At 70.6% G+C, this 11,239-nt stretch carries 10 protein-coding genes; 1 reads left to right on the plus strand and 9 read right to left on the minus strand.

Annotation, left to right across the window (positions count from 1 at the left end; all coding sequences use genetic code 11):
* Window positions 1-67: 67 nt before the first annotated feature.
* The 6 genes from QQM67_RS00550 to QQM67_RS00575 form a co-directional block, all read right to left on the minus strand.
* Window positions 68-1,249 (minus strand): lipase family protein, encoded by a 1,182-nt coding sequence (locus tag QQM67_RS00550; protein WP_314171413.1) that lies wholly within the window; start codon window positions 1,247-1,249, stop codon window positions 68-70.
* A 332-nt stretch (window positions 1,250-1,581) separates the two neighbouring features.
* Window positions 1,582-2,517 carry a TauD/TfdA dioxygenase family protein gene (locus tag QQM67_RS00555; RefSeq protein WP_314171414.1) on the minus strand — a complete coding sequence of 312 codons (936 nt, stop codon included), beginning with the start codon at window positions 2,515-2,517 and terminating at the stop codon, window positions 1,582-1,584.
* 368 nt (window positions 2,518-2,885) lie between these two features.
* A complete protein-coding gene (locus QQM67_RS00560) occupies window positions 2,886-3,389 on the minus strand; it encodes a thioesterase family protein (protein ID WP_399065191.1) in 504 nt (167 codons plus the stop codon).
* Window positions 3,390-3,463: 74 nt separating this feature from the next.
* Window positions 3,464-4,519, minus strand: coding sequence for a 3-hydroxyacyl-CoA dehydrogenase NAD-binding domain-containing protein (locus QQM67_RS00565; protein ID WP_314171416.1), 1,056 nt, complete (start codon window positions 4,517-4,519; stop codon window positions 3,464-3,466).
* Between the two features lie 161 nt (window positions 4,520-4,680).
* Complete coding sequence (locus QQM67_RS00570) at window positions 4,681-5,574, minus strand: BKACE family enzyme (RefSeq protein WP_314171417.1); 894 nt, start codon at window positions 5,572-5,574, stop codon at window positions 4,681-4,683.
* A 193-nt stretch (window positions 5,575-5,767) separates the two neighbouring features.
* The gene (locus QQM67_RS00575) at window positions 5,768-6,772 is read right to left on the minus strand and encodes a TetR/AcrR family transcriptional regulator (protein ID WP_314171418.1); all 1,005 of its coding nucleotides are present in this window, start codon (window positions 6,770-6,772) and stop codon (window positions 5,768-5,770) included.
* A gap of 290 nt (window positions 6,773-7,062) precedes the next feature.
* Here QQM67_RS00575 and QQM67_RS00580 point away from each other — a divergent pair, with 290 nt between their 5' ends.
* Complete coding sequence (locus tag QQM67_RS00580) at window positions 7,063-7,530, plus strand: spore-associated protein A (protein ID WP_314171419.1); 468 nt, start codon at window positions 7,063-7,065, stop codon at window positions 7,528-7,530.
* 153 nt (window positions 7,531-7,683) lie between these two features.
* On the opposite strand, the gene QQM67_RS00585 is transcribed toward QQM67_RS00580, so the two are convergent.
* From QQM67_RS00585 to QQM67_RS00595, 3 genes are all read right to left on the minus strand, one after another.
* Window positions 7,684-8,568, minus strand: coding sequence for a hypothetical protein (locus QQM67_RS00585; protein WP_314171420.1), 885 nt, complete (start codon window positions 8,566-8,568; stop codon window positions 7,684-7,686).
* A 286-nt stretch (window positions 8,569-8,854) separates the two neighbouring features.
* Complete coding sequence (locus tag QQM67_RS00590) at window positions 8,855-10,231, minus strand: MFS transporter (RefSeq protein ID WP_314171421.1); 1,377 nt, start codon at window positions 10,229-10,231, stop codon at window positions 8,855-8,857.
* A gap of 144 nt (window positions 10,232-10,375) precedes the next feature.
* Window positions 10,376-11,164: a DeoR/GlpR family DNA-binding transcription regulator gene (locus QQM67_RS00595; protein WP_314171422.1), complete on the minus strand. Its 789-nt coding sequence runs from the start codon at window positions 11,162-11,164 to the stop codon at window positions 10,376-10,378.
* Window positions 11,165-11,239: the final 75 nt, after the last annotated feature.

Raw genomic sequence — 11,239 nt, forward strand, 5'->3', positions numbered from 1 at the left:
GTCAGCGGGGCCGGGGTCCACCCGGCCGGAGCCGGGGCGGGGTGTTGCGTTGCGGGCGGTGCGGCGGTCAGCCTGCGCAGTCGCCCTGGGTCGGCTCGCCCTTGAAGCGGTCGGAGAGCCAGTTCATCGCGGGGATCGAGCCGAGGATGGCCGTACCCGCGTGCGGGGAGAGCGGGAAGCTCGTCCACTCGACGGTGTTGCCCTTCGCGCACCAGTCGGCCCGCAGCTGCTTCCCGACGTCGTACGGGATGATCTCGTCGGCCTCGCCGTGGTACAGGTACACGGGCGCGCCCGGTGCCTTGGTGCCGAGCTTGTCCTCGGCGAGGCGCTGCTGCCAGTCGGGCTGGTCCATGGGGTTTTCCGTGGTGACGTCCTCGACCTTCTTGTTCGCGCCGGCCTCCTGCGCCTCGGCGAGGCAGCCGTCCTTCATGACCTGGGCGATCCGCTTGCCCTCGTCGTTGAGGTAGCCGTTCAGGGCGAGTTCGGGGTAGGCGGCGTCGTGGCCGATGGCCGACATCAGCACGAGCCCCGCCTCCTCGTCGCCGTCGTTGTACTCGGCGACCTTCGGCAGATCGGCCGGAACTCCGCCGCTCGCGGTGCCCTTGACCTGGAGCTCCGGAGCGTACGAGCCCGCGAGTTCCGCAGCCCAGCCGCTGGCCTGGCCGCCCTGCGAGTAGCCCATGATGCCGACGGGCGAGTCCTGGCCGACGCCGTGCTCCTGCGCCCCCGGCAGCCGCTGTGCGGCACGGGCCGCGTCGAGGACCGCCGTTCCGGCGGCGCGGCCCACCGTGTACGTGTGCGTGCCCGGTGTTCCCAGGCCCTCGTAGTCGGTGACGGCGACGGCCCAGCCCCGCAGCAACGCGCCCTCGATCAGCGGGGCTTCGCGGGTCTCGCCCTTCGGGAAGCCCGCGGACGGCGCGCACTGATCGCCGATGCCGACGGTGCCCACCGCGTACGTCAGCAAGGGGCGGGGTCCCTCGCGGTCGTCCTTCGGCACGAGGACGGTGCCGGAGACGGTGTTCGACTTCCCTTTCGCGTCGGTCGAGTTGTACTGGATCTTCCAGGCGTGCGTGGGGAGGGGCACGTTCGGAAAGACCTGGAACTCGGTCGGTTCGGCACTCACGATGTCGCCCGGCTGCGCGGCCTTCGGGGTCTCCGTGCCGGCGCGGGCGCCGGCGCTCGTACCGGCGCTCGCCGCGGCCGCCGGAGCGGCCAACGCACCCGGAACGCACAAAGCGGCCACCGCCATTGTTGCGGTGACCGCCTTGCTACGGGCTCCTCCGGTTCGAGGGCCTCTTCTTCGAATGGGGATGTGCATGGGGGGTCTCCCAACGATTCGGAAATGCTGGGCTCGTCGGGTGGAACGTACTGACGCGTCAGTACCTTGGCCAGGGGGCGCGGCGCAGTTGTGCACGGACAGCACAAAGGAGTTGTGCACGCTCGGCACAGAGCGGCGCCGCGGGCATGTCGCCCGCGGCGCCGGGATTACGCGTTGCCGGGCGGGGCCTTCCGCGTGGGGAGGGGGCCCCGTCAGAAGGCCCCGCTGAGGCGGCCCCGGCTGAGGCCCGGCTCAGGCCCCGGTCAGAACGGCCGGTCGCCCGCGATCGCGACGCGTTCCGCGACGCGGCGGTGCGGGGCGTAGTCGTCGATCGCGTAGTGCTGGGTGGCGCGGTTGTCCCAGAAGGCGATGTCGCCGGGCTGCCAGCGGAACCGCACCTGGTACTCGGGCACATGCGCCTGGCGTACGAGGTAGCTCAGCAGACGGTCGCTCTCTTCGCGGTCCATGCCCACGATGTGCGTGGTGAAGGACGTGTTGACGAAGAGCATCCGGCGGCCCGACTCGGGGTGCGTGCGCACCACGGGGTGCTCGACGGGCGGGAACTGCTCCTGCAACGGGATCAGCTTCTCCGGGCCGTAGAAGCGCACGAAGCCGGGGATGAAGTCGTGAACGGCCGTCGCGCCGTCGATGCGCGCCTTCACCGTGTCGGGAAGGTTGTCGTAGGCGGCGGCCATGTCCGCCCACATGGTGTCGCCGCCCACCGGCGGGACCTCGTGGAGCTGGAGCACGGCGCCGAGCGCGGGCCGTTCGCGGAAGGTGACGTCCGTATGCCAGACGTTCTCGAACGTCGGGGCGGCGTTGCCGCCCTTCTCGAAGCGGACGACCTCGGCCGAGGAACCGCGCGCCAGCAGCGGGTTGGTCTCCAGTTCGCCCCAGTTCGCGGCGAAGTCGCGCTGCTGGCGGGAGGTGAGGCCCTGGCCGCGGAAGAAGAGCACCTTCCACTCCAGCAGCGCCCTGTTCAACTCGTCGCGCAGCGCGGGCGTGAGCGGCTGCGAGAGGTCGATGCCGCGGATCTCCGCGCCGATGACGCGGCCCTGGGGGACCAGGTCGAAGAGCTCGTACGGGCGCTCCTGCGCGCCCTCGGGAAGCCGGCGCAGGGTGCGGCGCCCCTCGTACATCCCGTCGGCGGGAACGCGGGCGTCGCGCAGGGCAGGGGTGTGGGCGGGGGTGACGGTCATGGCTGATGATCCTTGGAAGTCGGCGGTCGGTCGGGGGAGTCGAGGCGCGTGTACGTCCGTACGTGCGCGACGGGTGCGTGGTGCGCGAAGCGGCGCTGAACGCACCTATCGACCGGACCGCTCACACCCGCGCCGCCACGGCACGCTGAGGCGTCCACAGGCGGCGGAGGTGTGCTGGATCATGGCCACATTCTGTGCGTGTGACGTCGGGATCGTCAACGCCCGCCCGCGATGCGGACAGTCGCGTGAGACAGCTCGTGGGAGGGCGTGGAAGGGCTCCCCGAGACGGCTCGCCGGACGGACCACCGGACGGGCGGACGACGGACGGGGACGGGGACGGGGACGGGCGGCCGACGGACGCCGCGGGGCTATGACTTGGGCACCGGGCCGATGGAGCCGCCCGCCCACGCCGGTGCCTTCTCCGTCAGGGACGCGAAGCGTGCGCGCACGGAGTCGGGGAACGGCGCGGCCCGGCCGGCCGACTGGTCGACGTGGATCATGAGCAGTTCCGAGGTGGCCACCGGATCCTTGCGGCCCTTAGCACGCATCTCCAGCACGAGGCGCACCTTCTTCGCGTCGACGCCCAGGACCCGCGTACGGACGGTGAGTTCGGCGCCCTCGGAGACCTCGCGGAGATAGCGAACATGGGCTTCCGCGGTGTAGAGGGAGCACCCGCTCTGCTCGCGGTACTGCTGGCCCATGCCGGTCTCGATCATCATCGCGTCCGTGGCGTGTCCGAAGACGAGTACGTAGAACGCCTCGTTCATATGGCCGTTGTAGTCGATCCACTCCGGGCGCACGGTCGCCGTGTGGTCCTGGATCGGGCCGTCGAGCGGGGGCTGCGGCCCGGCCGGACCGGGCTGTCCGGGCATCTCGGCGGGCTCCGCCTGTACGGGCTGCTCCCTGTGCTCGTCCTGCTGTTCGCTCTGTTCGCTCTGCTCGGTGCTCACGTGCTCTCTCCCTCGGCGGTCGCTTCTCCTCGGTCCTTGTGCCCTCCACGGCCACGCGGCAGGCGGCCGGTAGCGCGCAGTACGTCGATGACGCCCTGGTCGCGTTCGGCCACGAGCTGCGCGATGGAGCGGCCCGCGGCTGCCTCGTCGCAGCCCAGGACCATGGCATCACGCAGCGAGGCGTCGAGCTCCGGCGCCTCCAGCCGCGTCCACGGCGACTTCAGGGACGGACCGAAGTGGTCCAGCATGTGGGCCATGCCGCCCTCGCCGCCCGCGAGCGCGAAGGTGAGGCACGGACCCATGAACGCCCAGCGCAGACCGGGGCCTTCGGTGATCGAGTCGTCGATGTCGCGTACGGACGCCTCGCCGTTGGCGACCATGTGCAGCGCCTCGCGCCACAGGGCCTCCTGGAGCCGGTTGGCGATGAAGCCGGGCAGTTCGCGGTCCATCGTGATGACGGACTTGCCCGCCGCCTCGTAGAAGCGCGACGCCCACGCGACGGCTTCCGGTTCGGTCGACTCGCCGCCGACGACCTCCACGAGCGGAATGAGATACGGCGGGTTGAACGGGTGGCCCACCAGCAGCCGCCCCGGGTCCGCCGCTTCACCCTGCATGTCGGTCATCGGGTAGCCCGAGGTGGAGGAGGCGATGACGACGCCGGGCGGGGCGGCGGCGTCCAGCTCCGCCAGCAGCGAGCGCTTCAGCTCCAGCTTCTCGGGCGCGCTCTCCTGCACGAACTCGGCGTCCGCGACGGCCTCTCGGAGGTCCGGCACGACGGTGAGCCGGGCGGTGGAGGCCCCCTCGGCGAGGCCGAGCTGCTCCAGGGCGGGCCAGGCGGCATCGACGAGGCGGCGCAGCTTCTCCTCCGCGTCGGGCGCCGGGTCCCAGGCGGTGACGTCGTAGCCGCGGGCGAGGAAGTGCGCCACCCAGCCGCCGCCGATCACGCCGGCTCCGACGCACGCGACGCGTCGTACGTCCTCGGGCGGACAGGGTGCGCGGCGGGGCGTCCCGCCGGGGGCGGGGGACGGGCCGGGGGAGGGTGCGGCGGTCATGCTGTGGGTGTCCTCACGTTCGGAGCTGGGGGTGCGGGGGCGCTGGAAGTGCGGGTGTGCGGGGGGTCCGGTCGCGGGTTCCGGTTTGCGGGGGCGGGGCCCGGCCGTACGCGGGGTGGGTGAGGCCGCGCGCAGCCGGTCCCCTGGGGCACGCGTCCCGCTCAGGCGCGGGGCTTGAGGCCGAGACGCTCCCTGGCCTGGTCGGGCGTGGCGACCTGTGCGCCCAGCAGCTCGGTGATCTGCACCGCGCGCTCGACGAGTTGGGCGTTGGTGGCCTTGACCCCCTTGCTGAGGTAGAGGTTGTCCTCCAGCCCGACCCGTACGTTGCCGCCCAGCAGGATCGACTGCGCGACCCACGGCATCTGCATCCGCCCGAGCGCGAAGCTGGCCCACTGCGCGCCCTCGGGCAGCATGTCGACCATCGACTTCAGTACGCCGGGCTCGGCCGGGGCTCCCCAGGGGATGCCCATGCACAGCTGGAAGACGGTCGGGTCGTCCAGCAGGCCCTCGTCACGCAGCTGCTTGGCGAACCACAGCTGGCCGGTGTCGAAGATCTCCAACTCCGGGCGCACGCCCAGCTCCTGAATGCGCTTGGCTCCCGCGCGCAGCATGTCGGGCGTCGAGATGTAGAGGTTGCTGCCCTCGCCGAAGTTGAGCGAGCCGCAGTCGAGGGTGCAGATGTCGGGGAGCAGCTCCTCGACGTGGGGCAGCCGTTCGACGCCGCCGACCAGATCGGTGCCGGGCAGGTGCGTCAGCGGGTTCTCCGGGTCGATGACGAGGTCGCCGCCCATGCCCGCCGTCAGGTTGATCACGACGTCGGTGCCGGTCTCCTTGATCCGCTCGACGACCTCCCGGTAGAGGCGGGGGTCGCGCGCGGGCGCACCGGTCTCGGGGTCGCGCACGTGGATGTGCACGACGGCGGCTCCGGCTCCGGCGGCCTCGACGGCGGAGCGGGCGATCTGCTCGGGCGTGACCGGGACGTGCGGGCTGCGCCCGACGGTGTCGCCGGCCCCGGTGAGGGCGCAGGTGATGACGACGGAGCTGTTCATGGGCATGGTCTTCCTCCGCTCGTACGGACGTGACGTTGAGGGGACGGGAACGGGACAGGAAACGGGACGGGGACAGGGAACGGGGCTGGGACGGGGACTGGGACTTGACGGGGACTGGGACTTGACGGGGACTGGGACTTGACGGAAACAGGGACGGGTTTTCCCGGGGCGCCCGGCACACCGCTCGTGCCGGGCCCGGCTACCGGGCGGGTTCCGAGGCGGGTTGCGGCGCCGGCCCCGGGGCGGCGGGCTTCGCGGCGAGCTCCGTTGCGACGTGGGCGAGGAGCACGGTCCGCATGGTGTCGGTGTCGTGATCACCGCGGTCGGCGAGGGGAGCGGCCGCACGCCCGCCGGGCGTCGTCGCGAGCGCCTGCGCGGCCAGGCCGTCGATGAGAGCGGTGAGATGGAGGGCGGCGGACTCCGGGTCGACCTCGCGGAAGACGCCCTGGCGGATGCCGCGCCGGATCACATCGGCGACCGTCGTACGCCACTGCCTGTAGTAGTCGGCGTGCAGCCGGCCGACGGCCGTGGAACGGGCCGCTTCCGCCCACATGTCGAGCCAGACCAGCCACTGCCGGCGCTGCTGCGCGTTCCGCGGGATCTGGAGCTCGATCAGCTGGCGCAGTTCGTCGGCGGCGTCGTGCGCCTCGGCTATGCGGGCGGCGCGGCGCGCGGTGTCCTCGTCCATGCACCAGCGCACGGCGGCTTCGAGCAGCTCGGCGCGGCCGGGGAAGTGGTAGTGGATGGCGGCGCTGCTGGTCTCGCAGGCCTCGGCTATGTCGGCGACGCGGACGGCGTGGAAGCCTCGCTCGGCGATGAGGCGCACCGTCTCGCGGACGATCTGGAGTGCGCGGCCGCCCTGGGGTGCCTCCGCAGTGGAGTGGCGCTCCACGCCGGAGCGCGCGTTTCCGGCCGCGCCTGCGCCCTTGGCCACGCCCGTGCCCGAGCCGGATCCGGCACCGGAGCCCGTGCCAGTGCCGAGCAGCCACGCGGCGTCGACGCTTCCGGCGTCCGCGATGCGCGCCAGTTCGGCGACGGTGAAGCGGCGGCTGCCTCCGAGGGAACGGTTCAGCTTCGACGGATCCATGACGATCCGCCGCGCGAACTCCCGCTGGCTGCAACCGGCTTGGCCGATCACCTCCCGTACGCGCGCGGAGACGTCGCCGACTGTGTCGGCGACGCTGCTTCCCGGCTCGTGCTGCATGCGGGTCACCGTACGAGACGCGTTGAGGAAAACGCAACACCCGCGTTCCAAGGTCGCCGGAGATGCAATGGTAGACCGGTGTTGCGCTGCTGACTTATGTCTCAGTCAGTGACGCAACGCGGACGACGTCCGTCCGTCCCCGCCACTGACTGCACGTCAGTCCGGACGGGATCCGTGTACAACCCCCGCACCGGTTCGCCGGTCTCTTCTGGTGGATCGGCGGAGGCTGCCGATCCCGTTCGACCGATCATCGACCGAGCAAGTCATTGACCATGACTGGGGGAACAGTTATGCGTTCGAAGAGTGCCGCTCTGGCGGCCGCAGCCGTGTTCGTCGCGGGTACGGGCCTGATCGCCACCGCGGGCACCGCCTCGGCGGCGACGGCCTCCGGCGCCGCGGCGAGTGCCGCCGCGCCGAGGGCGGCCTACAACGGGGAGTGCGGCGCCGGATACTCGGTGGTGAACTCCGCCGGGATCGCCGACCTGGGCACCGTCTTCCTGACCTACAACCGCAGCACCGGCAAGAACTGCGTCGTGACCGTGCGCAACGAGAAGGGCGACCCGGTCCACATGTCGGCCTCCGTCCGCGTGCTTCTCGACGACCAGGAGACCGAACCGGTCGTCGAAGAGGGCGAGTTCACCACGTACGCCGGTCCGGTCTATGTGGACGAGGGCTCGGGGCACTGCATCGAGTGGAGCGGCGTCATCGGCGACGAGGAGTACTTCAACAGCGGCTCGAACTGCGGCACGCTGAAGTAGCTTCCGGCTGAACGGGCGGCCGTGCGGGCGCTGTTGCGCGCTCGCACGGCGGCGGAACGTCAGGGGCGGTTGACCAGGGGGAACGGTCAACCGCCCCTGACCGTGAGGGCTTGCACCTGCTCCCTTCGGCCGGCTGTCCTGCCCTCACCCGTCCTACGCTTCCCCGGGCTGCTTCCAGGTTTTGAGCGCAGTTCTGAAGACCAGGTCCTTCTCGGCGTCCCAGAGCCGCTCGCGAGCCTCGAAGTAGATCGAGAACTCGGTGCCGTTGTCGTCGATGTACGCCTGTTCCACGACGCGCATCGTCTCGCCGCCCTCAGGCGTGTAGTTGAACTCCCAGCGCGCTCCCGGGTGTCCGTGGAAGTTGTTGTGCTTCAGCCGGATCCGCGAGTAGCCGTTGTCCGACTGCTGCATCCCCTGCTCCAGCTCCATGAAGTTGATGAAGGAGGACTTGGGCGCGCTGGCCACCTGGCTGATGTGCAGGTACTCGTCACCGGTCGGCGGCAGGTAGCCGATCTGGGTCGGGCTGACCTCCCTGCGCTGCCAGCCCTCCATCACGGCGAGGGAGAAGCCCGCCTGGTCCATCACGGTGTGGAATCCGGCTGGCAGCCCGGTGTGGGACGGTTTGGGGGGTTCGGGTTCGGCGGGTGCGCTGGTGGACGGCTTGCTCGGGGTGGGAGTGGGAGTCGGCGACTCCGCCTTTTTCTTCTTCTTGAGCTTCGGCTTGGCGGCCTCGGTGGTCGGAGACGCCTCGGGAGAGGCCCCGGTGTCGACCATCTTGTACTGCGAGACCTGGTGGTCGGCGCGGTCGTCGCGCGCGTCGTCGCGGTTCATCAGCATGCCCGAGGACGTACCGGCGCCGACGAGGAGACCCACGACGCCCAAAGTGATCCCCAGCCGGACGTAGTTGGTCCTGGTGCGGAGCTTGAACGGTGGCGGCGGCGGAGGTGCCGTGAGCGGATACAGGGCGCGGCCGCACCCTGCGCATGCGTCGGACGAGGCCGGCGATCTGGTGCCGCAGTGCGGGCATGTGGTCAGCATGAGCAGCTCCCGTGCTCCGAGCGATCCCGATGGTCCCCTTACCCCGGTTCACTGACAGACGGTACTGCGGCGGCCACAATTTGCCCCCGGACAGATTCACTTTTAGCACACACGTATAGACCCTGAGCAGGGCAACTTCCCCACATGCCGGACCAATTGCGGCCAATCGCGGCAGCGTGCGAGAAGGCCCGCGAGCAGGCCGGACGAGGCCCGGCGAGGCCCGGCTAGGCCCGGCTGCGGGGTCCCGCCCGGCCCCCGCACCCGGGCCCCGTACCGCCCCGCGCCCCTAACTCCCGCTCGCGGGCGCAGCGGTGGCGACCGGCGCCCGCTCCGTACCTCCTGCCGTGCCGGGGCCCTCGGCGTCACCGGAGGGCGTACTGCCCGTCTCCTCCGGGAGCTTGAGGACGAAGGTCAGCGCGAGCGCCACCAGATACAGCGCCGCGAAGACGATCGTCACCCCCGCGGCTCCGGCCAGCGGGAAGAACAGGCTCGCCAGCGCGGGCCCGACGAACGCCGCGCCGCCCGCCCCGAGGTTGAGCAGTGCCATGGCGCCGCCCTTGTTCTCCGGGGCCATCGACGGGATGAGCGCCGAGATCGGTACGAAGCCGGCGAGCGTCGCCCCGTAGAGCATCCCGGCCAGCACGGCCACCCAGTAGTAGTCGGGGCCGAGCCACGTCGGTACGAAGTACAGGACGCTCACGCTGATCGCACACCCGAGTGCGCCGAACCCCGCGATCGTCGTACGCCAGCCGATCTTGTCGGAGAGCGCCCCGAAGATGAGGTTGAAGAAGATGTTCGTGCCGTAGATGATCGCGAGCAGCTGAAGCCACTTGTCGGTGCCGAAGCCCACGTCGTCGGAGAAGATCCGCGGCAGGTAGACCAGCATGCCGAACTCCGGCGCGGTGTTGATGATCCGCACCACGCACCCCACCACGACGCGTGGATGGGTCTTCACGATGGAGACGCTGTTCGCCAGGCTCTGCGCCGTGGTCAGCTCGGGCGGCGCCAGCCTGTCGCCGCCCGCCCGGGCACGCGCCCCGACCAGGGAGATCAGACCGCCGGCCACGATGAGCCCGAGTGCGGACCACAGGGTGCCGAGCTGCCCGAGCGGCGGGATCGTCAGGCTCGCCCAGAGCGACCCCAGCGTGGGCAGCCCGCCGGTGAAGGCGAAGTAGAACCAGCCGACCGCGGTGCCCAGCCGGGCCTTGGGCGCCGTGTCGGTGATCCACACGAGGAAGCCGAAGGCGAAGAGCGGATAGCCGAAGCCCCTGATCCCGTAGAAGACCAGCATCATCGGGTAGCTCTCGGCGCCCAGGGCGGCCACCAGGTAGAGCACGTCGAAGACGGCCCAGATGCCCAGGCCGATCCACATCACCCTGCGCGGGCCCCACACCTCCGCGAGCGCGCCGGAGAACCAGGAGGCCAGCATGACCGTGACGCCGTAGACGGTCATCACATAGCCGGCCCTCACGTCCGTCCCCGCGCCGTGGTCGGCCATGTACGGCGCGATGTACCCGCTCTCGACGCCGTCGCCGATCATGAACAGCAGTACCCCGGCGTATCCCAGCAGCAGGGACTTCGGCAGGCCGATGCGTTCCAGCAGCCCTCCCCGCCCGTGTCCCGTCCCCGCGGTCGCGGGGGATTCCGCAGCACGTCCCGGCATCACGGCCTCCAACCTGAGGTTCACACGTTGATGCCGCAGATCCTCAGTCGGGGCGAGAAAAATATCAATAGCGATGTTAAAACTAACGATGATTTCTGTGAGGCACGGCCTGTTCCTCCCGGAGGACGCGGCCTCGGGCAGGGGCTAGCGGCCGTCCACGACCCGTACGTCGGTCAGCTTGCCCATCGCGGTGAGCAGCTCCTCGTCGTCCTCGGGTCCGGTGAGCAGCACATGGTCGAACGAGTCGACCCCCGCGAGCCGGTGGAGCGCGCTGCGTCCCACCTTGCTGTGGTCCATCAGCAGCACGCTCATCGCGGCCGCCTCCCGCATCGCGCGCTTGACGGCGACGATCTCCTGCTCCTGGTGGAACGTCATCGTCGCGGTCATCGCGGAGGTGGAGAGCACCGTGACGTCCACGGAGAAGCCGCCGATCATCTCCAGGGCCGGCAGACCGATCCAGGAGTCGTGCGTACGCGAGTACTCGCCGCCGATGCAGATGAGCCGGACGTCCTCGGCGCCGCGCAACTCCTCCAGGATCAGCCGGTAGTTGGTGACCACGGTCAGCGGCCCGACCTGCGGAAGCAGCCTGGCCAGCGCGAGCGCGGTCGTCGAGTCGTCCAGCATCAGCGACATGCCGGGGGTGACGAACGAGAGCGCCTCGCGAGCCAGCGCCTCCTTTGCCCGCGTGTGCGAGTGCAGCCGGAAGTCGGAGCTGGACTCGAAGACCGTCGAGGGCTGCGCGGAGACGCCGCCGTGGTACTTGCGCAGGATGCCCTGGTCGGCCAGGTCCGCGATGTCGCGGTGGACGGTCATCAGGCTGACCCCGGTCAGCTCGGTGAGCGAGGCGACGCTGGCGTCGCCGTGGGCCAGGACGTGGTCGATGATCGTCTGCTGTCGCTGACGGCGTGTGGCGCGTGCTCCCTGGGCGGTCATGCGGACCATCCTGCCTCGTGCGTGCTCGCCGTCGTGCCGGCCGGTACGTATCGCATCCCCTTACCCGTCGGCTCT

Origin of the sequence: Streptomyces winkii, assembly GCF_032248595.1 — a bacterium.
Lineage (GTDB): Bacteria > Actinomycetota > Actinomycetes > Streptomycetales > Streptomycetaceae > Streptomyces > Streptomyces winkii.

What these genes read in the sequence shown, in the direction of transcription:
- QQM67_RS00560 (WP_399065191.1), bottom strand. Translation starts at nt 3,389, where the DNA reads ATGCCCGGACAGCCCGGTCCGGCCGGGCCGCAGCCCCCGCTCGACGGC.
- QQM67_RS00565 (WP_314171416.1), bottom strand. Translation starts at nt 4,519, where the DNA reads ATGACCGCCGCACCCTCCCCCGGCCCGTCCCCCGCCCCCGGCGGGACG.
- QQM67_RS00580 (WP_314171419.1), top strand. Translation starts at nt 7,063, where the DNA reads ATGCGTTCGAAGAGTGCCGCTCTGGCGGCCGCAGCCGTGTTCGTCGCG.
- QQM67_RS00590 (WP_314171421.1), bottom strand. Translation starts at nt 10,231, where the DNA reads ATGCCGGGACGTGCTGCGGAATCCCCCGCGACCGCGGGGACGGGACAC.
- QQM67_RS00555 (WP_314171414.1), bottom strand. Translation starts at nt 2,517, where the DNA reads ATGACCGTCACCCCCGCCCACACCCCTGCCCTGCGCGACGCCCGCGTT.
- QQM67_RS00575 (WP_314171418.1), bottom strand. Translation starts at nt 6,772, where the DNA reads ATGCAGCACGAGCCGGGAAGCAGCGTCGCCGACACAGTCGGCGACGTC.
- QQM67_RS00570 (WP_314171417.1), bottom strand. Translation starts at nt 5,574, where the DNA reads ATGCCCATGAACAGCTCCGTCGTCATCACCTGCGCCCTCACCGGGGCC.
- QQM67_RS00595 (WP_314171422.1), bottom strand. Translation starts at nt 11,164, where the DNA reads ATGACCGCCCAGGGAGCACGCGCCACACGCCGTCAGCGACAGCAGACG.
- QQM67_RS00585 (WP_314171420.1), bottom strand. Translation starts at nt 8,568, where the DNA reads ATGCTGACCACATGCCCGCACTGCGGCACCAGATCGCCGGCCTCGTCC.
- QQM67_RS00550 (WP_314171413.1), bottom strand. Translation starts at nt 1,249, where the DNA reads ATGGCGGTGGCCGCTTTGTGCGTTCCGGGTGCGTTGGCCGCTCCGGCG.